Genomic DNA, 24,685 nt, shown 5'->3' with positions numbered 1-24,685 from the left:
GTCAAGACGGCACCTCCCGAACGGAGTCGGTCACCACAACTCCGTCGTTTCCGCCGGCATCACCTCGGTCGGCCACCCGTCGTAGGCGGGACCGATCAGCGTCACCAACACCACCAGGACGATCACGGTACGGGCCCTGGTCGCCCAGGGGGAGCAGCGCCCGTAGGGGCGCACCGCCCGGCGGTCCGCCCAGCGCCCGATGCCGTACAGGCAGGCCAACCCGATCACGGCGGCCACGGAGGCGGTGGTTCCTGGATGCTCCAGGACGCCCGGCCGTGTCGCCAGCTCCCGCAGGAGGTCCCGGAAGCCCGATCCGGGCAGGTACGGGAAGCGGAGGTGGTGTTGTTCGCCCTCCCACAACAGTCTGGCGACCACCACGCCGGACGCCACGACGAGCCACCCGGCGGACTTGGCCGCCGGGGCGGGCGTGCGGTGGCACACGACCAGCGCGAGCAGTACCGCGGCCAGCGGAACGCTCAACTGGTACTGCACGTGCGCCGCGATCGTCGCGTACGCGTGGAGGTCGGTCGCCGGCCGGTCCCCGGACCAGGTGAGCGAGGCCACGACCGCCACGTACAGGGCGACGAGCGAGACGCAGAACAGCAGGGCCACGGTGAGGAGGTCCGAGCACAGCCGCAGCACGGACGCCCCCGCCCGCCGCGCGACCTCCTCGGCCCTGGCCCGCCGGCGTTCCCTGGGGCCGTCCGGCTTGCGCCGTTCCCGGAGCCCGTCGGCCTTCGCCTGGGGCAGCAGTACCTGCGCGAGCAGGAGCGGCGCCAGGGAGTCGCGATCGCGCAGGGCCCTGTCGGACAGGTCCATCCACCAGGCGCAGGCGCGCGGTCGCGATGCCGCGCGCTGCCCCTGGACGCTCCACCGCAACCGCCGTTGGCTCGCCGGATCGAGGACCGTGCGCAGGCACAGCACGCGCAGTTCGCGGTGGTGGGACAGTCCGCGCAGGGTGTCGGCCAGGCCGGCCGTCGCCGTGCCCTGCGTGCGCGAGGTCAGGGCCGTGATCTCCCGCGCGAGCCTCGCCTCCTCTTCCGGCAGCGTCTCGGCGGCCCGCGCGAGGACCCGGCAGTTCCCGCCGCACTGCCGGTGGCCGGGCGCGCCGGGGGTGGCACAGGGGTGGGACGCGAAGACGTGCAGCAGTTCGCCGCTGACCACGGCGATCAGCCGCCGGTCCGCCGCGCTGGTGGACGCCGCCAACTCGGCCAGCCCCGCGGCGTCGGCGCGGTGGCCGGCGAACCTCGGCGGGGCACCCTTCAGGACCGCCGCGCGGAAGGCCGCGGCCCGTACGGCCGCGGCCCGCGCGTCCTGGGCCGGCTGCTCGACGAGTTCACCGGGGATGCCGCCGCCGTCGAACTCCTTCTCCAGCCAGGCGCGCACGGTGGCGAGCCAGCCGGCCGACAGGAACGGGCTGCGGGCCACGGGCCAGGCCGAGTCCGCCATGGCCTCGGCCAGGTCGGCCAGGTCGTCGTAGGTCGCGCCGCCGACCCGCAGCGGCTTGGCGCCCCGGGGCGTCGGCGCACGGTGCACCCCCGGGCTGGCGCCCCGGAGCCAGGCGCACACCTGCCCGTACTGCCACCGGTGCTCGGGTGCCCGGGTCAGCAGTCCCGCGCACAGCAGCCGCCACCGGGCGTCCTCGACACCGCTCAGGTCGACGTCGTGCGTGGTCAGGTGATCGAACAGCACCTCGGGACCGGACCAGCCACCGACGCCGCCGTCATTGGGGTTCCGGCCGGTGAGCATCTCCACGACCACCACGCCGAGCGACCACCAGTCCTGGGCGGCACGCCGATCCGCCCGGCGCCAGGTCTCCGGTGCCTGGTACTTCCAACTGCCCGCGACCATGTGGGTCTGCCGGGTCTCGCGGGTCTCCGCGACGAGACCGAAGTCGGCCAGGGCCACCTCCAAGCCGGCGGCGTTCTCGCCGCGCAGCAGGATGTTGGCGGGTTTCACGTCCCGGTGCGCGGCGCCCCTGCGGTCGGCGACGCGCAGTTCGGTGTGCAGGTAGTGCAGTGCCCGGGCGGTCTGCGTCAGGACCGCGCGCACATCGTTCTCGTGGCACGCCCCGCGCTGGTGCAGCAGCGCCCCGAGCGAGCCGCCGGGTACGTACTCCAGCACCTCCCAGGGCCAGTCGGTGCCGTGGGCGTCCCGCTCCGAACCGAAGTCCCGGACGTGGACGACGTTCGGGTGGTCCGCCTCCTTCAGCGCCGTCATGACCGGGGCGTTGCGACGGGGCGAGCCCCGGTAGAGCTTCACCACCCACTCCGAGCCGTCCCGGCGGTCCCTGACGTGCTGCACGGCGACGGTCTCACCACCGGCAGGCAACGGCTGGACGATCTCGTAACGTTCGTTGATGACGGTCGGTACGTGGATCCAGCCCGCCGCCGGGGGCGCCCCGCCCCCGGGTCGGGTCTCGACGCGCGTGGCGTCGGTGGCCCCCGGCACCGTCTCCCGCCGGGTGACGTCCGTACGGCCGCCCGCGCCGCCCACAGCTTCGACCCTGGTGATGTCCTCCGCGTTGCTCGGCGCTCCGGCCGCCCGGAAGTCCTGCGTCGGATCCCCGTCCGACGGTTCTGGTACGACGGTCATGCTCCCCCTACGGACCTTCGCGTGTGCGTTCCTGTCGCGCATGTCAGCGCGACGCACGTCTTGCGGTGGCCCGCACTGTAACGGCGCCTCGAACCGCGAGGTCCGCCGTTCGAGAGAACTCGCCCCCTCGAAGGGGTGGTGGGGCGTGAGCGTCGCCGTGCACCCGGTGTCCCCCTTGATCCGGAGCGTGCCGGTGAGGTCGTCCACGACACCGGAGCCGGGCTTAGCGTCACCCGGTGCCGGGAGGATGACCTCGGACCAGTGGGCGCCGCGCTTCGGCGGAGGCTTCTGCTGCCAGGCGCTCAACAGGAGCGTGTCGTCGGTCACCCGGTAGAGGTTGAGACGCTTCGCGTCGTTCGAGCCGCAGCCCCCCGGTGATCAGGGCCTCCCCTGCGAACGATCCCCACGGCTGTCCGCCAGACCGGGTGGCCGATCTTCGCGTGGTCCACTGCGTGCAGGTGGCCTCGGTCGTCTCCTTGGTGTCCACGCGTACGCGTCCCGTCCCGGTGCTCTCGGGACGGATGTCGTAGACCGGCACTCCGGCCACATGGCCGGCCGACCGGAACGGACCCAGTTCCGTCTGCTTCCTCTTGCCGACGAGCAGGTAGGTGACGGCATGGCCACGCGCAACCCCTGGTCGCACGCGCTCGCTGCGGGCCAACAGAACAGGACCTCCAGCGTGTTGGGCGGCGGCGAATCCCACAGGTCCTTCACCGCAGACCACAAGGCACTTCCTCGATTCCCGAAGGGCTACGCGCCGGCGCACACCAGGCAGGAAGCTCCGGAATGAGTCGCATTGCCGGTGCCCCGGAATGGCAATGTTGAGGGCTTGCACATCGGGGCGACTCTTGTGATATTTGTTTCGACTTTAATCGTCTGTTCGTGGGGGATTCGAGGAGATCACGACAGAGGAGTTCCAGCGTCGAGGACCGGACACCGTAGCGGGAAGCGGCGCAATACCACCTGTGAACGTCCACGATGTTCTCCGCATCCCCAACATTCCCCTGCACCACGCGACTCCCAACGTGTCCTAGCTGGCGCCCTCCACGAGCCGCCCCGGCCCCGATTCACGCGTGCACTCAGCCAGAGCCTCAGCAAACTCCAGCCCCTCTTCACGGAGGCCGGTCATGGCGGATTTATCCGCTCAGAATTCAGAACTGCTCATCGCCGTCACGATGGCCGATATCGCCATCATCCTCGTCGCCGGCTCGATCCTGGGTTGGCTGGTCCGATACGTGCGCCAGCCTCCCGTCGTCGGGGAGATCATCGCCGGCATCGCCTTGGGGCCGAGCCTCCTCGGCCTGCTCCCCGGCGATCTCCCTTCCCACATCTTCCCGGGCGAGGTGCGGCCGTACCTGTCGGCGATAGCTCAAGTCGGGCTGCTCATCTTCATGTTCGGCGTGGGCTGGGGGTTCGACAAGAGGTTGCTGCAAGGTCGACACGGCACCGCCGCCGCCGTCTCGATCGCCTCAGTCGTGGTCTCCTTCGGCCTGGCCATCGGACTCGCGGCGCTGCTGTACGACCGGCACGACACCGTCAACGGACATCACATCTCCTTCACCGCGTTCGCACTCTTCATGGGCGCGGCGATGTCGATCACCGCATTTCCGGTCCTGGCTCGGATGCTGACCGAACACCGGATGATGGGAACGCGCGTCGGCGCCTTGGCTCTGGCCAGCGCGGCCATCGACGACGTCCTCGCCTGGTGCCTGCTCGCGCTGGTGGCAGCGATCGTGACGGCGTCCGGCGGTTCCGGGCAGTTCGCGCAAACGGTTCTCCTTTCCGTGCTCTACGTCACGGTGATGCTGTTCGTCGTGCGCCCGCTCCTGTCGTCCCTCGTACGCCGCTGGGTCCGAGACCGGGTGCCGCCGCAGCTCTTCGTGGTTTTCGTCGCCGGCCTGTTCCTGTCTTCCTACGCGACGACGTGGATCGGAATCCACGCGATATTCGGTGCGTTCGCGTTCGGCTTCGTGATGCCGAGGGAGCCGCTCGGCGTGCTCAGCGAAGGAGTGAAACGGCCGTTCGACGGGATCAGCCTGGTGCTGCTGCCGGTCTTCTTCATCGTCACCGGACTGAACGTGAACATCGGTGCGCTGTCCGGACGCGACCTGATCGAACTGGTCGCCATCATCGCCGTCGCCTGCGCCGGCAAGCTGATCGGGGCCTCGGTTCCCGGGAGGCTGGCCGGAATGCCGTGGCGGGAGGCCGGCACCCTCGGCATCCTGATGAACACGCGCGGCCTCACCGAACTGATCATCCTGAATGCCGGCGTGAGCCTCGGCGTCCTGGACGGCCGCATGTTCACCATGATGGTCGTGATGGCCTTGTTCACGACTGCGCTCACCGGACCGTTCCTTCCGAGGGTTCCGGTACGCGTCGAGCAGGTCGGACCACGGGCCCGATCGGAGGGATCGGCCACAGCGCCCCCGTCGGTGTAGGCCGCCGCGTCGAGACGTGCCCGCGGGCCGGGTTCGATGTGATCACCGGCCGGTGCCGCGAGGATCACTGCGGGGATGGACATCATCCGCGGGAACGTGTCACCGCTCAGCGCCAGGCGGGGGGAAGCAGGAGGTGCTTTCTTTCATGACGCCTTCTCAAATAAGGCAAGAACGCACGCACATGACCCACCCAACAGCAAAGGCTTGGAATGCTAGAGTTTCCCCGCCCATATGGAGGATGAGATGCCCGCAGAAAAGTCCCGCGCCAAGGCCGTCGGTCGACCACCTCACTTGTCTCTCGATGTCATCATCGCCGCGGCGGATCGCATCCTCCAGACCGAGGGCGCGGAAAAACTCTCGATGCGGCGCCTGGCGAACGAATTGGACAGCGCACCGATGGCGCTCTACTACCACGTGCGCGACAAGGACGAGCTGCTTCTCCTCCTGATGGAAACTCAGGCTCAGGGCATACCTCGCCCGGAACTGCCGGAGGACCCGCGCGAACGGCTCGTCGCCGTGTCACTCATGCTCTACGAGCTGCTCGCCGACCGGCTGTGGATCGTCCAGGTACTGGCCAGTGACGACCTCGTCGCCCCCTCGGCCCTCTGGTTCGTCGAGGAGATGATCGGCGCCACGGTGGAGTACGGCCACACTCCGGAACACGCCGTGTTCGTGTACCGCACGATCTGGTTCTCCATCGTCGGCGACCTGATCATCCGCGTGAACGGCGAGCGCCGACGCGATCGGTCCACCGGGCCGACCCATGAGGACCAGGTCGTCGCCGGCCTGACGAGCGACACGCACCCCCAGTTGGCGGCGGTCGCCGGTCGATGGGCAGAACTCAATGCCCGTGACACTCATCGGCAGGGCCTGGCGGCGGTCATCGACGGGTTGTTGCGCGCGAAGGAGACCGCGAACAACCGGTAGTCGCTTCGCACCAGGTGAGGTAAGCCCGCCTGAGCGTTGCCAGTCATTCGCTCGCCACCGGCGGCGCCATGGACATGTTCCAGAAGTCGGCGTAACGGCCGCTTCGGCGCAGGAGTTCGTCGTGGCTGCCTTCCTCCACGATACGGCCGCCTTCCAGGAAGAGCACGTGGTCAGCGCGTTGCACGGTCCGCATCCGGTGCGCGACCGTCACCACGGTCCGCCCGGCCATCAGGCGTTCGACGCCCTCGTGGACGGCCGCCTCGTTGACCGGGTCGAGGGCGGAGGTCACCTCGTCCAACAGGACGACGGGCGCGTCCTTCAGCAGCGCCCGCGCGATCGAGACGCGCTGACGTTCACCACCCGACAGCAGTGCCCCGCCCTCGCCGACGTCCGCCGCCCATCCCCCGGGCAGTCGCTCGATCACCTCGTCCAGCCGTGCCGCGGTCGCCGCCGCCCGGACATCGGCTTCGTCAGCGTCGGGACGGCCGAGGCGCACGTTCTGCTCGATGGTGCCGTCGAAGAGGTACACGTCCTGGAAGACGATGGCGATCTGCGCCATCAGCACCTCCGTGTGGATCTCGCGCACGTCCACGCCGCCCATGCGTACCGCGCCCCCGTCCACGTCGTGGAACCGCGCGAGCAACTGCAACAGTGTGCTCTTGCCGGCGCCCGACGGTCCGACGACGGCGAGCCGCTGTCCTCGGGGCACGGAGAACGACACCTCGTCGAACACCGTGCGTTCGCCGTGCCGGAAGGTGACCGACTCGAACGCCAGGTCGTGGCGGACCGGCTGGACGGGTTCGCGGGGTTCCGGCAGCGGCTCGGTGCGCAGGACTTGGTCCAGTCTCGCCAACTCGGAGCGTGCGCCGCGCAGTTCGCCACCCAGGTCCGACAGTGACAGCAGCGGGTCGGCGCAGCGGGCGGCGAGCACCAGGATCGTCAGGACCTCCGCCGCGCCGACGCTCCCGCCGAGTGCGAGGGAAGCACCCAGGGCCAGCAGCACGGTGAAGCCCACCTGCACCGTGAGCGTCAGGCCCACCGCGCCGGGCAGCATCGCCCGCACGGTTCGGCGGGACGCCCGCTGGACCTCCTGCAACGAGTCGTCGAGCAGTGCGAAGCGTTCCCCGGTCCGGTCGCCGGCCCGCAGCACCGGTTGGACCTGGAGGAACTCGATGACGCGGTCCGACGCCTCCCTGTCACGTGCGTGCCGCTCCGCGTCGATGCCGGCCAGCGCGCGTGCGGTCCGGGTCTGGACCGCCGCCACGAGGGGAGCGGCGAGCAGCGCGGCCAACCCCAGCTGCCAGTTGAAGGCGATCATCACGGCGACGATCGTCAGGGGTGTCACCAGGGCGGAGACGAACGGTGCCAGGAGGTGCGCGGCCACGCCCATCGCCTGGAGCAGGCCGCGGCTGGCCATGACGGACACCTCGCCGACCCGGCCGGCGTCGTACCAGCCGATGGGCAGCCGGGCCAGGTGCTCGCCCAGCCGGTGGTACATGCCGTGCAACATCGTCGTCCCGACGCGCATGCCGGACAGGTCGCTGACGTAGCGCAGCACGGCGTACACCGCGACCGCCGCCCCGAACGCGATCAGCCACGGCACGGCGTCGTCGGGCGTGCTGCCGAAGAGTTCGCGCAGCACCGGCACCAGTAGCGCGTAGGAGAGGCCCTCCACCACCGCGGTGGTCGTCATCAGGACCACGGTGCGGCGCATCGCGTGGGCGTACTCGGGTCCGAGCACGCGCAGCAGCGTTCTGATCATCGGGGCTCGCCTCCCTGGGATCGCCAGAATGCGGCGAACTCTCCGTCCCGCGCCAACAGTTCGGCGGGTTCGCCGTGCTCGACGATCGACCCGTTCTCCAGCATCACGACGGTGTCGGCGTCGGCGACCGTTTCCAGGCGGTGGGCGATGACCATGAGCGTCCGTTCGCCGCCCCGCGTCGCCAGGGCCCGTCGGATCGCCCGTTCGGTTTGCGGGTCCGCGAAGGCGGTCGCCTCGTCGAGCACCAGGACGGGCGTGTCGGCCAGCAGTGCGCGGGCGAGGGAGATCCGCTGGGCCTCGCCACCCGACAGTCCGACGTCCTCACCGATCACCGTTTCGTTCCGTCCGGCAGTTCGAGTATCCGGTCATGGACGTGCGCCAGCCGGGCCGCGCGCACCACGTCGTCGTGTGCGGCGTGCGGCACCGCCAGCGCGATGTTGTCCGCGACCGAGGCGCGTAACAGGCGGACGTCCTGGAAGACGAAGGAGATCGTGCGGGAGAGCTGCCGGCTCCCGATCTCACGCAGATCGACACCGCCCAGGACGACCGAGCCGTGGGTCGGGTCGAAGAACCGCGGCAGCAACTGCACCAACGTCGACTTCCCGCCACCGGACGGCCCGACGACCGCGGTGAACGTGCCCGGTTCGAGCACCAGGTCGATTCCGCGCAGCACCTCGCGATCGTCGTCGTAGCCGAAGCGGACGTCCCGTAGTTCCAGCCGGTGCCCCTGGGGCGTCACCGGGTGCGCGGGCTCCGGCAGCGGCTCGACGGCGAGCACGTCCCTGATCCGACCGAGCGCGCGACCGGCGGCCTGCACGTCGTCGAAGCCGTGGCCGAGTGCCGCCACCGGCGCGGTGAGCCCCAGGCCCAGCAGCAGGAAGGGCAGCAGGTCGGCCGGGGCCAGGCTCCCTGAGGTGATCAGGGGCGTACCGCCGATCAGGACGACGAGCAGCACGAACGGCGGTGACAGCACCAGTTGCATCCCGGCGGCGACGAGGGACATGCCGCGCACCCACCGGGAGAAGGTGCTGACGAAGTCGTCCGCGGCGGTGCGGAACGTCCCGTGGGCGCGCTCGGAGCCGCCGAACGCCTTGACCACCGAGATGCCCCGCACGAACTCGACGACGGAACTCGCGATCCGTCCCATGGCCGCATCGAACTCCTTCTGCTCGCGCGTCCTGGCGGGAAGCATCAGCAGCGGGACCAGTGCGACGGCCGTCACCACCGGGATCAGCGTGATCAGCGTCAGCCGCCAGTCGATGGTGAACAGGTAGACCAGCGAGACCAGGGGCACCACGAACGCGGAGACGAGTTCACCGGGCGCGTGGGCGACGAGGGGGTGCACGGCGCTCACGTCCTCCCCCACCACCTTGGCCAGCTCGCCGGTCCTGCGCCGGGCGAACCAGCCGATCGGCACGCGGCTCAGCCGCGCGGCCAGTTGTCGGCGGAACGTGAGCTGTACCCGGCCGTCGAGCACGTGCCCGAGTCCCGAGGACGCGGCCGTGCACAGCAGCCGCACGAACAGGCCGGCCGCACCCGCGGTCACCGTCCACCGGACGTGGTCCCCATCGATCGGGCCCGGCGCCAGCAGGGTGCGACCCAGTTCGACGACCGCCAGCAGCGGCACCAATCCCGCGAGGGCGCCCACCGCCTGAAGGATCGCCACGGCCGCGAAGCTCGGTACATGGGGACGTAGCAGTCCCGACAGGCTCTGCTCCCCGGCAGAGCCGGAACCGGAGCCGGACGTCGGCGTGGGCCGCTCCCCCGCCCCAACAGCGTCGATCGCGTTCATCACCCCTCCCGTCGTACGCGTACGAAAATGACTGTACTCGGTTGCCCATCCCCTCAACTAGGTCTTGGCCCGTGGCTCTTTGGCGATGCCACGCAGCCAGATCACGATGACCGCGGCGGCCAGGACACCGTGGAAGATGTAGTCGCGTTTGCCGTACCTGTCGCGAGGGATGGACATCAAGTGCTTTCTCTATCGGCATCCGTGATGTCGGACCCGGTCTGCAGCGCGTGAAGGATGACCGCCCACGTCCCATCGACCGACCAGCGACGGTGGCGTTCGTACGCAGTCCGCCAGGGACCGTATCGTTCGAGCAGGTCACGGAATCTCCGTCCGCGTGCGGTACCGAACCCCGTTGACCACCGTCCGGTGATCCGCCCAGCACCCGCCCGGCACACCCACCCCGGGCAGCAACGGCGCGATCAGCCCCCGCCGGAAGTCCGTCAGTTCGTGCCGGCCACCAAGCAGGGCTCGCAGCAGATCCACCCTCCGAACAAGGGCCATCAGAGAGGCCACGGGCGTCCACGAGAGAGCACCCGAGCCTGGCTCACGGAGCGGATGACAGGTTCCCCTCCTCCCTCGCTCTGGCGACCGGAAGCACGTACTGACCGGCGAGACGCGCCAGGTGCAGCGGGAGCGGCCGGGCGAGCGGTGGATAGTCGTCGTGGTAGCGCAGCTGGTGTGTGAGCGTCGCCCACTCGGCTGGCCGGTCGGGGAGATCCCCTTCACGCCCCGAGTCCGCCAGCGCCTTCTCCGACAGGCAGCCAAGCACGGTGATCTCCAGCTGTCCCGGGTTCCAGGCGGTCTTCCCGGGTGCTGTCCGGCCCTGCGCCGTAGGCGCCAGCTTCATGAGCCCCTTCGGCAGTTTCGCCACCGTATGCGGGGTCGAGGCCGTGCTTGCGAAGACACGGCTCTCCGTCTCCGCCCTCCCCCACACTCCCTCGGCGAAGCCGACCCTGTCCTTGGCGTCGTGGGCGTACCATTCAGCCACTTCCTCCCGCCCGTTGGCGTCCCGTACGAGCACCACCCGCAGATCGTCTCCGTAGAGCGTGTGGCGCTGGGCGGGTTCGACGCCGAAGCCGAGCATGTCACGGTCCAGTTCGCCGTTGCGCAGGCCGGGCCAGCACTGGCGCAGATTGCCGGCGTCCGCCAGCAGGAGCGTCGGGCGGTCGCGGAGCTGGAAGAGCAGCGCGCGGATCTGCCGCTCGGTCTCCCTCTGCCTGTGCTGCTCCACACCCGGGCGGGCGGCCGGCCGAAGCCTTCCCCGGGCGGCCGCGCTATCGTCAGGACCTCCCGGTTCCGCGCTCTCCCCCGCCACCGGTTCCACTGCCCGGGAGAGCATCAGCAACAGCTTCGGGTACGGCACCCATTCGGCGCGCTCGGTGTCCCAGCCGTCGATGACGCCCGGCCCGTCCCCCGGCCCGTCCCCCGGGCGGACCCGCACCGCGACCAGCCGGCGGACGGGGCACCGTGTGGGCCCCTTCCTGGTGTGGCGTACGAGCCAGAGTGCCACGTACTGCAGGTCCCCAGGGATTCCTGCTCCCACCCGGTGAGCGGGCGGGCTGATCGCGCCGAGCTGCCGGAAGGCGTCCAGCCAGGTCCACCTGGCCCGGTGCTCCAGGCCGCTCTCGGTATCGTCGGGAAGGTTGACGAACTGGCTGAGCCGACCCTGCCGCGCCCAGGCGATGCGCAACGCGTGCTTGGGGTCAGAGTCGGCCACGGCGGCGAAGCGCTCCCTACTAGCGATCTCCGCGATCACGACACCAAGCCCGTCGGGTCGGCCGACCGTCCCGTCCGCGATGAGCCGGCAACGCCCCTCGATGGCTTCGGCCAGCCGAACAGTCCTGGGGCGCCTGCGCTCACGAGAGACCGGCAGGGCGTCGGCGAGGGGCCCGGCAGGCCGGGCGCGTACGCGGATCTCGACTCCCTCGCCCCGCCACTGCCAGGTGTCGTCGTCGGCCGGTCCCACCTTCTCGCCGGGCGGGAGCCCGATGAGTTTCGGCAGCTCCGCGAGGATCGCGGCACGGGTCTCCGGGGCCTGCCAGAAGACCTCGACCTCCAGGGGGCGACCGTTCAGTGCGCGCGCCAGCGCTGAGCGCCGTTGCAGGGCCAACTGCGCGTCCCGGACGCCCGGTCCACTTCTCACACCCGAACGGGGCAGCAGCGAAGGGGTGTTGCTGCGGGTGACCCTTGTGAGGTCGGGGACCCGAGCCAGAAGGGGGCACAACCCTTCCTCAACCCAGGAGTCCAGTTCCGCCCGCTCCCGCGGCATGAGCCCGGGCCCGACCTGGTGCGGGCCGATCGACGGGTGGTAGACGATGCCCGCTGCCACGTTCCCGAATCCGTTGATCCAACGTTCCGGATCAGCGAAGAGCGTTGCAGGTTCGGGATACTTGCGCACAATATCCAGCTTGGGTGCAAGCGGTGCGGGGCTGTGGTGGCGCCAGGCCAGTTCCTTGAGCCGCCGGTCGTAGCCGAGGGTGTTCACCATCAGCCGGTGGCCCCGATCCGGTCCTCCCGGCCACGGGAGCGGAGCGTCGAGGAGGACCGTCGCCCCGCCGAGCTGGTGGGGGCGTACGTCCAGCCGGGTGGCCCACCGTCGTACCTGGGTGGACACATGGACACGGAACCGGGGGGTGAACGGCACGGTGTGGACGGTGATGTTGAGGCAGGCCGAGTAGTACCAGGTTCGTCCGCGGCGCTCGTACCGCTGCGGCGGCCAGGAAACAAGCCGCGCACCGTTGCCCGCACTCTCGACGCGGAAGTGGAGCGTGCTGCCCCCGGTGCGGAACGTACGGGCGGCCAGCCGGAAGGCGATCCATTCGGGCAACAGGCTGTAGAGCCGTGCGGCGGGTTCGGCGGTACCGCCTGCCGAGGTCACGGTCTCGGTGAGGTCGACCGATTCGTTCTCCCAGTGCGGAAGCGGCACGGCGGTGGCCGGATCCTCGGAGCGGAGCCTCTCCTCCAGATCGACGCCCTCGGCGTCGTCCTCCTCCCGGTGCATGCCCGCCGCCCAGGTGCCGATCACCGGAGCCAGCACCTCCGGCGGGACGGCTTCCCGTGCGTAGAGCCACGGCAGCCGGCCTTCCGTTCCCGCGTTGCGGCCGGTCGCGATGACCCCGGGGGCCATGGCGTGGAGCAGGGAGTTGAGCCTGCGTACCGGGAGCCGGTCGGGGCGGACGGAGTCCTTTCCGGCCTCGGTGTGTATCCGGGTGAGTTCCGTGTGCAGGTCCTCGCCGAGCCGGAGCACCTGCATGTCCTCCCGCCACGGTTCAGCGAACGGGTCGGGTTCATAGGCCGCGACACGAATGGTGTGGTACATGAAGTGCCTCCTAGCAGAGGGAGGAAGGCCCTTGCAGCTGAGTCGGGGTGGGATCCGGGGTGGGATCCGGGGTGAGCAAGCGGGTGAGCATGCGCCAGAGGGGTTCGTACAGGGCGCGGACGATGAATTGCTCCTCCGCGTTCTTCGTGCCGCCGTCGAAGTACGGGTCCAGGACGTCGAGCACGCTGTGCAGCAGGCTGGACTCAGGATCGTCGAGGCGTGCCGGTACGGCCCCTCGGTTCGGGGCGAAGGCGGCGTCAACGAAGACCACCCGGGCCGGCACGCCTCCGCGCACCAGCCTCCCGATCACCTGCCACATCAGGACCAGCATGTCCCAGGTGACCTGTTCCCGTTCCTCGTTGCCGAGGCGGCTCCACGCCATCGAGCGGGCGAGCACCTGGTACCAGCGCGAACGGGCGAGGCGGCGGACCTCGTCCGCGCCTTCCTCGACGGTGGCGTGTACTCGTACCCAGGTGGCGAAGTCACCGCTGGTGATGGCGCGGACGATCCAGTCGTTGACGGCGTGGACGGCAAGGGACAGGTCCTCGGGGTGCGGATTGGGCCGTGCCAGGAAGTAGACCGTGCCGATGGCCGCTTCGTCGTTGTCGTTGAGGATGTTGTGGCCCCGCTCCACGGCCAGCAGGGGTGCCACGAGGATGTCCGCGTCGAGGTCCTTCAGGTGCTCGACGTCACTCCGGCGCAGCGACCGAGCGCGGTAGGCGGATGGTGCCTCGTCCTCCGGGGCGATCTCCTCGTCGTCCGACACCAGACACAGCACGCTGTCACGCCAACGGGAGTTGAGGTTGTGCAGGGTGTCGGCCACGATGCGCGCCTCGGCGTAGCTACCGACCAACAGGAGGATCTGGTCGCGCCCTGGGGGGAGGGACAGCAACTCCTGCTCCAACGGGCCCCCTTCAAGGGCTTCCTCCTCGCCCGCGCCGAGGTGGGTGGCGATGCGGCGCAGCTTCTCGGGCCGGTCGTCCGGGTGGGTTCCCGACAGGCGCAGCTTCTCGTCGCCGTCGTCGATGAACTCGAAGCGCATCAGGCTCTCGTCCGCGATCCGTGCGGTCACCTCGGCCGGCGGCTCGATGATCACGCCGACCGGCACGCAGACGTGATAGCGGCTGGACGCGCCTGCCCAGCTGCTGCCGGACATGAGCAGCAGGTGGGCACCCGGCCTGCCGTCGACGGAGGCGAGGTGGGGCATGGCACGCAGCAGTTCTCGGCCGACGCCGCTACAGCGGAAGAAGGTCAGTTCGCCGCTGCGGACTCCGCCCTCGTCCTTGCCGGGGACCCGGAACTGAAAGCCGAGTACGTTGCCCATCGGGGCCTCGGGCACCATCGGACCGTAGTCGAGCGGCCGACGGTACATCGTGTTGTAGCCCAGGCTGAGGGCGGCCTCGACACGGGGCCACATGGCGTTGATCATGGCAAGCCTGGGTTCCAGGGCGCTCAGCAGCAGCGTGAACTCGAAGCGCTCGGCCAGTTCTTCCCGCCACTGCTCGGGGCTCTGGGGCGGTGGCTTGCCCTTCCGATGAGGCCCGCGCTTCTGCTGCCGATGCTCCTCCTGGCGCTGCCACTCCTCGTACTTCTCCTTGTATTCGTGTTGCCGTGCGGCCATGTACTCCGGGTCCAGATGGAAGACCTCGTCCATGACCTCTGTCAGATGGCGTCGGGTGTTCTCCGGATTGCCGGTGTGGAGCAGTTCGTTGAGCAACGCGGTCAGATGGCTGAAGTCCTCTTCCGTCCTACGACGGCGGTCACCGAAGGGGTTGTCCCGGAAGGCGTCGAGAAGCTTGCCCAGGGCTTCCCTGGGGGCGTGGTTCTTGTGCTCCGCCCCACTGCCCTCGGGGAGCTCGTAGCGTTCGTCGAGCAGCCCGAGCTGGAGCGTCCAGGCGCTGAAGTACCCCGCCCTCACCCAGTTGCGCAGCTCGTACCCGGCGACGAGCATCGCGTACAGCCGGTCCGTGGCCGATCCAGCGGTGTTGAGGGCTGCGGCGAAGGTCTCCACGTCCCGTTCGGAGAGCTGGGTGCGCCCGCTCGCCGCGAGTTCCCGAATCTTGTGCCGACTCAGCTGGTCGATGAGGCCCTTGTCCTCGTCGCTGGCGAGAACGACAGCAGGCGCAAAGGTCTGGTCGAGCTGCATTTGCACGCGGTCGGCCTCGTCGATGATCACGAGATCGCTGCGGCAGCAGGCCAGTTCGAGGTAGCGGATGCGTTCACCGTTCTGAGGCCGGGGCGGCGAGGCATCGATCAGTCCGGCCGGCGTGGCAACCCAGATCAGGGCGCCGACCAGGGCCCGGGCTCCATGGTGTCGGGGGCACGCGGACCAGTACGGGCAGCTGGTCACCCTCTTCTGCCATGCGGACGCCCGTCCGCCCTGGGTGCGCCGCGGGTCCGACGGTGGCCGGAGCCGGGAGCAGGGGGCCTCGCCGAAGGCGACCGGCTCGGCGGCCAGCGGCGTGGCGATCCGCCGTCTGACGTTCAACACACAGGAGGTCCCGAGGTAGGCGAAGGCTGGGTTCTCGTGGGCGAGTAGGCGGTGCTCGCCGCGTCCCGCCAGCCGACGGTGCAGCCGCTGGGCGTGTCGCTCCCGACCAGAGGAACCGAGCACGGGCGCGGCGGCTCCATCGGTGTAGAGGTTGTAGAGCCGGACGAGCTTCAGCACCTCCGCGACGTCGGTGACCACGATGGTGGTGCGTTTACCGAGTTTGGCGAGGTGGACGGCGATGATGTCACGCAGCGTGCTCTTGCCCGCGCCGACGATACCGAGCAGGTGCTGGATCCCGTCGACCGTGAACGTGAAGTCCTCGCCCTTGTCGGCCTTGCGGAACGTGCCGTTCTCCTTGGTGGACAGATCGAAGGCCCGCAGCCGCTCCAACCAGCGCGGCGGCCTTTCCCCGCTGGAGCGGGCGTACGTGGCGTCCATCTCGGCCGCGGTGTGCTCCAAGCCCTTCCCGGTGAAGACCAGGGGCTCTCCGCCACCGACCGGTTCCAGGGTCAAGTCATGGGCGACGAGAGGGGTGTGGGGAACGGGTGGCAGATCGACGACGGCCATGGTGCGGCTGACGGGAAAGGCGTGTGGGCCCTGTCCCGCGACCGCCATGGGCTTGCCTGCGAGCGGTGGCGCTGCACGCAGCAGCTGCTCGTAGACGGGGAAACGGTCGCCGGCGACGGAGAGTTCGCGGCGGATGGCGGGCGCCTCGGTGTCCGGTACGTCGTACCCGCGTACCCTGGGGGCGAGCAGCTGGTAGCTCTCCAACGCCTCGCGCCAGGTACGGCTCCTGCGCAGCGTCCATAGCGAGTACCGGGCGACACGCAACGTCTTCGTGATGTCCGGCGGCAGCGGCACTCCGTACGCCTCGGCGAACCCGTATCCGCTGAACAGCACCCAGGCGCTTCCTGCGGGGCTGCCCGGCATGAGTTTCTGCTGGAGGTACAGACCGAGTTCCACCTGGCAGAGGGCTTCCAGCGCGGGCTTGGGGACGGACGGCCCCAAGAACCCCTGAAGTGAGCGGAGTACGTCGGTCAAGGGCGGGGCGATGCTACGCATCGTCTCTCTCCTCTCGCTGGGCCGGGCCCAGATCGGGCACGAGGCCCACGGGTGTGGTGAGCACCAGCCGTTCCCGCAGAGAAACGGGAAGGGCTTCGGTGAAGGCCTCCCGGTAGCCGTCCCGCTCGGCGAGCGCCTCGGGGACCACGACGAGGGTGTGGTCCGCGAGTGGTGCGCCGTCGGTGAGATGGGCAGCGAGGAGGGCCGGTTGCAAGCGGTCGTACACCTGGATGCCGAGGACTTCGGGACCGGTGTCCCTCAGCCGGTAGGCGCACAGCGAACCCGGTACGAGCTCATAGCCGATTCGGGCGTGATCCAGTTCGTCCAGGACTGCTTCTTCGGTCAGGTGCGGCAGTGCGAGGAACACTCGCAACGAGCGCCGCAGGATCCACGTCTGATCCGGCTCACGGAGCAGTTCCGGAGGGCCGTCATGCGGACATTCCTCTCCCTCACACCAGATGTCCCTGCTGTCGGCGTACGGCCCGGGTAGGGGCGCGGCCTGTTCCCGGGGCAACGCCGGCAGCCCGCATGAGGGGCAGCGCAGGAGGACGCCGTCGACGAGCAGGGATTCGGGCAGCGGCCGGTAGAGCTCCTTGACCCGGCTCCACACGGCATTGCTCCAGCCGGGTCCGAAGCGGTCCTGCTGGTGGACCACTGGGTGACGGGCCAGGAACCTCCGGCACTGCCCGTAGCGCTCGCCCGCTCCACACCGCGCCTCCAGGTCGACCAGGAGCGTGCGGGCGTGCGCCGCCACGCCCCCGTCCGGCCCGTACGAGGCGACTTCGAGGCACGACCGGGTCGGCATCCGGCTGACCGGGTGCACCAGCGTCGCGCCCGGGGTGACCCGGGAGGCGGGAACCGCGAAGAGCGCATCGTCGGCCGGCCTGGTCCGACACCACTCCCACAACTCCGGCAGGCTCTTCGGCGGTTCCTCCCCGGTGTCGAGGCAGTGCATCACCATGCGGTCCAGGGCACGCTGGGCGAAGCCCGGGTAGGGCAGGGCGAACGAGCGGAGTCCCTGGATCTCGGCGAGGGCCGCCACCATGCGGGCGAGCTCGCAGAACAGATCGATCCCCACCATGCCCTCCGGCGCCACCCCGGTGTCCGGCCCGTCACCCCGGAGGGCCTCCCCCGCCCTCACGCCGCAGCCTCGGAAGTCGGCGACGCTGAGCACCAGCGGGCCATTTCGCACCGCCCGCAGGAAAGTCCGGGCAGGGCCGCGTAGTGGTCGTCCCCGTGCCAGTCGGCCACCATGGCCCGCAGGACTCCCTCCGCCGCGTCCCGATTGGCGGAGGCGAAGGGGTCGATGATCTCCAGGTCGGCACCGCCGGGACGCAGTACTTCCAGCTCGACCCGAGCACGGGACGGGGCACCGCCCAGGTCACCGCGGGCGATCAGCACCACCGCCAGGGCCAATTGGGGGTAGAGCTCCAGCAGTGGGCGGTTCGACCGCCGGTCGGTGGCCGAGGTCTTGGTCTCGCGCCACACCCACGAGTGTGCGTCCCGGTAGAGCAGATCGGGTGCGGCGATCACCACCACGTCGGCGCTGGTGTCGTACCGCACCACCCGGGGTTCGGTCCGTACGTCCGTGCCGTCCCCGACGCACCGCAGCGGGCATACCGCGGCGTGCCGTCGCAACAGGAGTGCACCGAGCGTACGTTCGCGGCCGGGCAGGTCGAATCCGTCCGGAACCCAATCCTCCGGGACCTCGACCGTGCACGGTCGAGGCGATCCGTGGCCGTGCCGGTCGGCGAGGTAGGCGTGCAGGGCCCGGCCACGCTCGGCCGTCACCTCACGCTCGACGGATTCCGCCGCGGGCAGGTGTAGCCGGCGCATGTGATCGCGAGCCGGGCAGGCTCGGTAGTTGCGCCCGTTGGTCACCGACCAGGTGCGACGCGGCCGGTCCCGCGCCTCGACCCCCAGCAGTCCGGGCGCCGCGCGCAGGGCCGGGCAGACCGACAGGTAGGGGCATCCCCCGCAGGCCGAACCGGGTTGGTACTCCTGTCCGTCCAGTACGGAGGCCAACGCGTTGGGCCCGTGCTCGCGGTACCGGGCGAGCGCCTGCGCCCGGCTGCCGGCGAAGAGCTCGCGTGTACGGCCGTCGAACAGTGCGAACTCCACGATCCGTACGTGCTCCGGCGGTGGCCCGGGGGCTCCCTCGGCCAGCACCAGCGCGACGGCGGCGGTGAACCCGTCGGGCGGCAGGTCCCGGTTGAGACGGTGCACGGGCAGGCGGATCTCCCGGTAGGCCCCGTCGGCCGACGCCAGGCAGCGGCCCCACACGGTGAAGCGGTACTCCTCGGCGTTCCGCGGGTCGGGGCCGGAGGTCCGGTAGCGGTACGCCCACGGCTCGGGAACCTCACTCAGCGGGCGCTCCGGGTCGGCGGGGAAGGCCGCTTCGTACGCTCGCACGCCATGCTCCGACCAGGTCCTCAGACCGTCGTGCGGGAGCTCGAAACGGGGGCGGGGCGGACTGCCGGAGGGCCTGGAACGAGCGTCGCAAGCGGCCATGAAGGGACCGAGGGCGAAGTGCTCCAATCGCTCTCGGCGGCGCGGTACGGGGTCGGCGGTGTGGTAACCGCGGGTCTTGAGGGCGTCGGATGCGGGGCACCGGAAGTCTCCTCCCTTGAACATGCCGGCGGATACCGTGATGACTGCGGAGGTGCGAGTCACCCCGTCAGGGGGCAGCCAAGGCTGTGACATTTCCTGCTCCTTCTCTGCGCGAAAGGAAAGACGGGTGACCATGCGGGAGATCGAGGAGATCGGCGATGTGGAGAAGCGCTACGAAGTGCTGGGCACGGTCGGTTGCGGCGGCCAAGGAGACCTCTTCCTTGGCCGTGATCGCAGGAGCGGCGAGAGGGTGGCGCTGAAGCTCCAGAAGGCCCGGGACCTCGGCCCCGAGAGCGACTTCCACTGGGCCGGCAGGAATCTCCTCGAAGAGGGCTCCCGCATGACGCTGCTGGCAGGAATTCAGGCCATCCCCGAAATCATCGCCAGCGGGACGCACAGGGGGCGCCGATGCCTGGTCATGGAATTCGTCGAGGGGCGCCAGTTGCAAGAGGTCCTGCTGGCAGCCCGGCCGGTAAGGCATCCTGGAACCGTCGCGTCAGTCATAGGCCAGCTGTGCGAAATTCTGTGGGAGGTACACGCCCGGAGTCTGGTGCACTGTGATCTCAAACCGGAGAACGTCATCGTTCAACCGGACGGCCGTCTCCGCCTCATCGACATGGGCCACGCGATCGTGGCGGGCGAGCGAACACAGTACGAGCGCGGCACGCGCGGCTGGGCCTCCCCAGAGCAGTCCGACGCGTGCCCCTCAGGTCTGACGCAGCGGGCGGACATCTTCGGGCTCGGCTGCATCCTGCTGGAGATGACCGTCATGCGGCTTCCCTACGGCGGACTGGAGGAGCGGGCGGAACGGGACGGCCCGGTGCTGCCGGCGGACCGGCTTGCCAAACTCCCCCCGGAGTTCGCGTCTCTCGCTTTGTGGATGGTCCGGTGGGAGGCGGAGGACCGCCCGGCGGATGTACGTGAGGTGTTCGACCAACTCCGCCCCCACCTGCCCCGCCTGGGCTCGCGGCGGCCGTCGAAGCGGCTGCGCCCCGACCCGACCGAGTACTACCGCACGCATTCGCCCCGGCTGTGACAGCAGCCGGGGGTCGCTGGCGGGGCGGGTCACCTCAATCCCTCCAGCAGCTCCCGGACCTCCCGTACGCCGGCTCCGCCCATCAGCTCGCGCAGCACGATGACCCGCTCCAGCTCCGCCACCGCCTTGACCGTTTCGCCGGCAGAGACCAGAACATCCGCGAAGAGCCGTCGCACCTTGTCCTCGTTGGGCCAGTTCCCCTGTTCGCGGTAGATGTCGCAGGCCCTCCGGTACAGGGAGATGGCCTCGTCCCGCTCAGAGCGGGCCAGGTGCACCTTGGCCATGGTGAACAGCACGTCGGCCAAACCACTGCGCTCCACCGTGCGCTCCACCGCCCCCAGGGCGTCCGCGCACCTGCGGAGCGCCTGCTCGTGATCGCTCCGGTCGTGGTAGAGCGCCCCGAGGGCGTTCAGAACGGCGGCTTCCCCGACCGGGTCGGACACCTCCCGGCACAACTCCAGTGCCTGGCCTAGCGCTTCCTCCGCCCCCGTCCCGTCGCCCTGCTTGCGCAGAGTGATCCCAAGGCGGTGCAGCGACCGGGCCAGACTCAGTCGGCCTTCCTCGCTGCTGTCCCCCTCACTGAGCAGGACCGCCCGGCGCAGGTTGCCCACAGCCGCGTCGTACATCCCGAGCCGCCACTGCGTTCCTGCCAGCATCCGGTGAACCATGGCGCAATCAACCGCCGCGGCGGCGGATTCCGCTGCCGCGGCGGCGTACCGGAGGTTCTTCAGCGCATCGTCGAGGAGGTGGCGGCGCCACTGGTAGGTAACCAGGGTCATCGAAAGCAGCCATTCATACCGTTTGATCCCCTGACCGGTGGCTAACCGGATGCCTCGCTGGACGGCGGCGTACTCCTCGTCCAGGAACGCCATCGCCTGTCCTGGTTCCGCGGGGTCGGTGACCGTGACCCGGTCGGGCTCGCCGATGGGCAGGGCGCGCTGACGGTCGAGGACGCGGTCACAGGCGCGGACGTTGTGCAGCTGATGTTCCAACACCTGCCGTACGGTCGCCCGCTCGATGTCCACCGTCTCTCCGTCCCGCCCTGGCTGCACGTGGTGGCGGGCGAACGCCCGCACGAGGTCGTGCAGACCGTAACGGTCGTCCTGGAGCTCCACTAGGTTCGCCGCTACGAGCTCCGCCAAGGCCCGGTCGGTGCGCGCCCCTTCACCCACCACCCGCCCGAGGTCCATCACCGCCTCCCACGAGGCGGTGGGGCCGGGGTGGACGGCAAGCTGCCAGAGCAGCAACCGGGCCTCTTCGCCGAGCACGCGGACAGAGCAGTTCAGCGCCGCACGGACCGACAGTTCATGTTCCGGCAGGTGCAGGGTGTCCAGCTTCGCGCGCTCCTGCTCCATCTCCCGTACCAGGGTGGGGATGGTACGCAGCGGACGCGCACCACCTTCCAGGAGTCGGGCCACCACGGCCAGGGCCAGCGGCAGCCTGCCGCAGAGGCGGACCAGATCGCTGAAGGCCTGGGCGTATCTCGACCGGTCCTTGTTCGATACCTTCTCCTGGAGCACCTCCAGGGCGTCCGCCTCGTGCAGCGGCTCCATCTTCCGGAACAGCACCTTCCTCTCGGACTGGAGGCGCAAGAGGTCGTTGCGGCTGGTGATGATCACGGCGCAGGTACCGTCCGTGGGGAGCAGCGGCAGCACCTGCCGGGCGTTGAGTGCGTCGTCGAGGACAATGAGCACCGAGCGGTGAGACAAGGCCGATCGCAGCGCACTGCTCTTGCTCTCCAGTCCGACCACCGTGGCGTAGGGCGGCAGCACGGCCAGGAACCCGTCCAGGACCTCATCCGGTTCGGCGGGCCGCACGTCTCCGTCGGCGAACCCGTTCAGCCCTGCGTAGAGCACTCCGTCGGGGAACCGCTCCCGCAGCCGACGGGCAAGGTGGTGGGCCACCGTACTCTTCCCGACACCCGCCATGCCGCTGATGAGGACCAACGCAAGGTTGCCGGCGTCCTGTTCCTCGCACACGACCTCGACGAGGCTGCGGATCAGCTGCTCCTGCCCGATGGGCCTGCGCTTACCACCGGGCAATTGGTCGGGCACCGGCGGCAGGAACGACCTGCCCGGTTGCCGGAGCTCTCCCCGGACGTGGTCGATGGCGCTCTGCAGGTCGACGTCCGGCTTTCCGTTGCGCTTCGTCCACTCCTTGATGAGCCGTTCACGCCGACGCTCCGGCAGGTCGTCGTGAGCGAGCAGGTAGAACTGGAGGATCTGAGGCAGTTGCGGTGCGCGCTCGAACCACTTCTCCGTCTCCTCACGAAGCCATTTCCGCTCCCAGGACCTCCAGGCGGCGTCCAGCCGGGCATACACGGCGGCCATCAACTCCGCCCGCAGCTCCTCCCGCCGTAGCTGAAAGCCGCTCTCGGTCAACCCGCGCAATGGCTCGTCGTCTTGCCACTCCTCCAGGGCCGCACCGAGCTGCTCGAAGCGCTCCGGAGGGCTCAGCCCGGCGGCTCTCGCCACCCCGGCGCGGAAGCGGAGCAAGTCGACGCTGCCCTCCGGGACACGGAGCGTGCAGTAGCCCGACCTGCCCTGAGGCACGATCTCTCGGCCCAGTTGCTTCCGCAGGTCGGAGACTGCCCGGTCCACCCGGCCGTCGGCGTTTCCCTCTCCCTCCCAGAGGACTTCGGCGATCTCCTTCCTTGTGCATTGGTAGCCCGGTGATGTCACCAAGAGGGCGAACAGCGCGGCTGCCTTCGAGCCTCCGAAGACCCGTCCGCCGCTGCTCCCTTCGGCTCTCACCGGGCCCAGCACATGCCCCTCCATAGCACTTCCCTTCTCCGCACCGGCAGCTGTGGTCCGGCCCCTCGACGACACCCCCTTCATCTGTGCGCTGCGGTGTACCGCTTCACACGTGCTTGCTCCTTCGCGCCCCCAGGCCTCAGTTCTCCCTCAGTTTCCGCTCCACGGCTTCCTTCCGCACCCGGGCACGATGGCACCAGCCGCTCGCAGGAACGCGAGATGTCGGCGTAGTCACCCATCGACCCATCAGGAAGGAAACACAGGTTCCATGAATAACCGTCAGCGCAACCGTCGGGCGAGCCTCCTGCGCCGGTCTCCCGACTGGCCGCCGAGCCGACGCCGTCGGGCTGCCGACCGGACCGAGGGCACCACCCCGGCTGCCCCGCGCCCCGAAACCCCGGACGCCCCGCCCTCCGAAACCGCCTGAGCTCCACAAGTTGGAGGGTGCCCGCCCCCGGGCGGGCGCCCTCCCCATCCCGGCCCCACCGTCCTTCCGAACCGGCGAACTCGCGGCCTGCCCACACCTGTTACCCGCTCGTGGTCCCAGGCGACGATTTCCGGTCGAAAAGACCAACACCGCGTACGTACGCATCAAAGTGGGGCGCCTGGGGCTGCTTCCCGTTTCCGCCCTTCCCGGGGTGGTGTGACCACCCCGCAGCGACTCCATCCGGTCCAGCACCTTCAGACGCACTCAGCCCAGGAAGGAAATCTCGTCATGCATCCACCCTCCAGCAGTATGTTCGCCTCGGTGAGTCGACACTTCGATGAACCTCGGGTCAGGGACGCGGTCCTCGTCACGGTTCCTCCGGATGCCGAGAGGACGGAGCCGGTCCGGTTGACCGCCGCCGAGGCATACGAGGCCTTGTACGGGCCGGACTCCGAACCGCAGTTCGCCGCTGCGGTCTGGAAAGAGGTACTCCGCACCGCGCCGACCGACGTCACCCCGCACGGCACGGGGAAGCTCCTGGTGATCTGGCTGGTCCTGCCTCGGCTGACCGGAACGGTCCAGCGCCTCTGCATGCGCCTGCGTGCCGAGCGGGCGGACGTCGAGGCCGAGATGGTCTTGGCCCTCCTGGAGGAGTTGGCCGCCCCGGACGCCGCCAGCCGTCTCTCCGACTCCTCCCTGGTCCACGCGGCTTGCGCCAAGGCGTGGCGCTTCACCCGCGACGGTCTGCGGGACCTCCCCTCCAGCCAGGTCAAGCCCACGGCCCAAGACCGCGCACTCACCGCGTCCGACGGGAAGGCGGACGCTCCGGGCGGGGAGAGTCTCGACGTGTGGGTCGACCGTCCGGATGGCCCGGAGGGGTTGCGCGCCCCGCTGCACTTCCGGGTGCGCCCGGATCATCTGTGCAAGGGCGCCTTCGCCGACACCGACGACGAGACGAGGGACCGTTCGGCCTGCGACGGCCCCCGGAAGCGACGGTCCAGGCGCCGCGCGGGCACCAGGCCGGTCCGCCCCGCGGGGAGGCGAGCATGAAGGACCCGGCAAAGGGCCGACTCAGTTTCACCGAGATGTTCGACCTGCCCGTCGCAGTGGACTTGCGGACGGCGGCCCGAGCGCTCGGGATCGGCTCAACGACCGCGTACCGGCTGATCCACAGGGATGAGTTTCCCTGCCCCGTCCTCCGCGTCGGCAGCAGGTACAGGATTCCGACCAACGAGCTGATGCGCGCCCTGGGCATCGAGGACCGTCCGCTGTACAGCGTGGAACTGGACGCGGACGGCCCGGGAACCGGCGTCTGACCAGGAAGGAAGAGGGGGCCCTCACATCCCCCACCACCGTGGGGGGCCGCGGGCGCACACCCCCCCCCGCCCCGCCCCCGCGCATCACACCCCCCCCCCCCCCGCACCCCGGGGGGGTTGGGGTAGAGGCCCGCGCCGCGGTGGGCGGGCAACCGCG

At 69.9% G+C, this 24,685-nt stretch carries 15 protein-coding genes; 5 read left to right on the top strand and 10 right to left on the bottom strand.

Annotation, left to right across the window (positions count from 1 at the left end; translation table 11 throughout):
* Positions 1 to 30: 30 nt before the first annotated feature.
* Entirely contained in the window at positions 31 to 2,595 is a 2,565-nt protein-coding gene (locus tag ACFWIA_RS02310) for a serine/threonine protein kinase (RefSeq protein WP_386999561.1), read from the bottom strand.
* A gap of 1,127 nt (positions 2,596 to 3,722) precedes the next feature.
* Here ACFWIA_RS02310 and ACFWIA_RS02305 point away from each other — a divergent pair.
* A complete protein-coding gene (locus tag ACFWIA_RS02305; protein WP_386999559.1) occupies positions 3,723 to 5,033 on the top strand; it encodes a cation:proton antiporter in 1,311 nt (436 codons plus the stop codon).
* Between the two features lie 243 nt (positions 5,034 to 5,276).
* Positions 5,277 to 5,960 (top strand): TetR/AcrR family transcriptional regulator, encoded by a 684-nt coding sequence (locus ACFWIA_RS02300; RefSeq protein WP_386999557.1) that lies wholly within the window; start codon positions 5,277 to 5,279, stop codon positions 5,958 to 5,960.
* Between the two features lie 43 nt (positions 5,961 to 6,003).
* On the opposite strand, the gene ACFWIA_RS02295 is transcribed toward ACFWIA_RS02300, so the two are convergent.
* The 8 genes from ACFWIA_RS02295 to ACFWIA_RS02260 form a co-directional block, all read right to left on the bottom strand.
* Positions 6,004 to 7,722 carry an ABC transporter ATP-binding protein gene (locus ACFWIA_RS02295; protein WP_386999555.1) on the bottom strand — a complete coding sequence of 573 codons (1,719 nt, stop codon included), beginning with the start codon at positions 7,720 to 7,722 and terminating at the stop codon, positions 6,004 to 6,006.
* Positions 7,719 to 8,054, bottom strand: coding sequence for an ATP-binding cassette domain-containing protein (locus tag ACFWIA_RS02290; protein ID WP_386999553.1), 336 nt, complete (start codon positions 8,052 to 8,054; stop codon positions 7,719 to 7,721). The genes ACFWIA_RS02295 and ACFWIA_RS02290 overlap by 4 nt, the downstream gene beginning before the upstream one ends.
* The gene (locus tag ACFWIA_RS02285; protein WP_386999551.1) at positions 8,051 to 9,514 is read right to left on the bottom strand and encodes an ABC transporter ATP-binding protein; all 1,464 of its coding nucleotides are present in this window, start codon (positions 9,512 to 9,514) and stop codon (positions 8,051 to 8,053) included. Before ACFWIA_RS02285 ends, ACFWIA_RS02290 begins: the two co-directional genes overlap by 4 nt.
* Before the next feature lie 176 nt (positions 9,515 to 9,690).
* Positions 9,691 to 9,909 carry a transposase gene (locus ACFWIA_RS02280; protein WP_386999549.1) on the bottom strand — a complete coding sequence of 73 codons (219 nt, stop codon included), beginning with the start codon at positions 9,907 to 9,909 and terminating at the stop codon, positions 9,691 to 9,693.
* A gap of 149 nt (positions 9,910 to 10,058) precedes the next feature.
* On the bottom strand, positions 10,059 to 12,833 hold the full coding sequence (locus ACFWIA_RS02275; RefSeq protein ID WP_386999547.1) for a pPIWI_RE module domain-containing protein: 2,775 nt from the start codon (positions 12,831 to 12,833) through the stop codon (positions 10,059 to 10,061).
* 10 nt (positions 12,834 to 12,843) lie between these two features.
* Positions 12,844 to 16,386: a hypothetical protein gene (locus ACFWIA_RS02270; RefSeq protein WP_386999545.1), complete on the bottom strand. Its 3,543-nt coding sequence runs from the start codon at positions 16,384 to 16,386 to the stop codon at positions 12,844 to 12,846.
* The gene (locus ACFWIA_RS02265) at positions 16,379 to 17,527 is read right to left on the bottom strand and encodes a hypothetical protein (protein WP_386999543.1); all 1,149 of its coding nucleotides are present in this window, start codon (positions 17,525 to 17,527) and stop codon (positions 16,379 to 16,381) included. The genes ACFWIA_RS02270 and ACFWIA_RS02265 overlap by 8 nt, the downstream gene beginning before the upstream one ends.
* Entirely contained in the window at positions 17,524 to 18,798 is a 1,275-nt protein-coding gene (locus tag ACFWIA_RS02260) for a PD-(D/E)XK nuclease family protein (RefSeq protein WP_386999541.1), read from the bottom strand. Before ACFWIA_RS02260 ends, ACFWIA_RS02265 begins: the two co-directional genes overlap by 4 nt.
* A 331-nt stretch (positions 18,799 to 19,129) precedes the next feature.
* On the opposite strand from ACFWIA_RS02260, the gene ACFWIA_RS02255 reads away from it, so the two are divergent.
* Complete coding sequence (locus ACFWIA_RS02255; RefSeq protein ID WP_386999837.1) at positions 19,130 to 20,032, top strand: serine/threonine protein kinase; 903 nt, start codon at positions 19,130 to 19,132, stop codon at positions 20,030 to 20,032.
* 29 nt (positions 20,033 to 20,061) lie between these two features.
* On the opposite strand, the gene ACFWIA_RS02250 is transcribed toward ACFWIA_RS02255, so the two are convergent.
* The gene (locus ACFWIA_RS02250; protein ID WP_386999539.1) at positions 20,062 to 22,785 is read right to left on the bottom strand and encodes a tetratricopeptide repeat protein; all 2,724 of its coding nucleotides are present in this window, start codon (positions 22,783 to 22,785) and stop codon (positions 20,062 to 20,064) included.
* Positions 22,786 to 23,500: 715 nt separating this feature from the next.
* Between ACFWIA_RS02250 and ACFWIA_RS02245 the strand changes: the two genes are divergently transcribed.
* Both ACFWIA_RS02245 and ACFWIA_RS02240 read left to right on the top strand, forming a co-directional pair.
* Positions 23,501 to 24,262, top strand: a complete 762-nt coding sequence (locus ACFWIA_RS02245) for a hypothetical protein (protein WP_386999537.1) — start codon at positions 23,501 to 23,503, stop codon at positions 24,260 to 24,262.
* Entirely contained in the window at positions 24,259 to 24,528 is a 270-nt protein-coding gene (locus tag ACFWIA_RS02240; protein ID WP_386999535.1) for a helix-turn-helix domain-containing protein, read from the top strand. The genes ACFWIA_RS02245 and ACFWIA_RS02240 overlap by 4 nt, the downstream gene beginning before the upstream one ends.
* Positions 24,529 to 24,685: the final 157 nt, after the last annotated feature.

Origin of the sequence: Streptomyces sp. NPDC127068, from assembly GCF_042724695.1 — a bacterium.
Classification (GTDB): Bacteria; Actinomycetota; Actinomycetes; order Streptomycetales; family Streptomycetaceae; genus Streptomyces.
Note: the sequence above shows the minus strand (reverse complement) of the source record. Positions and strands in the feature narration are given on the sequence as shown.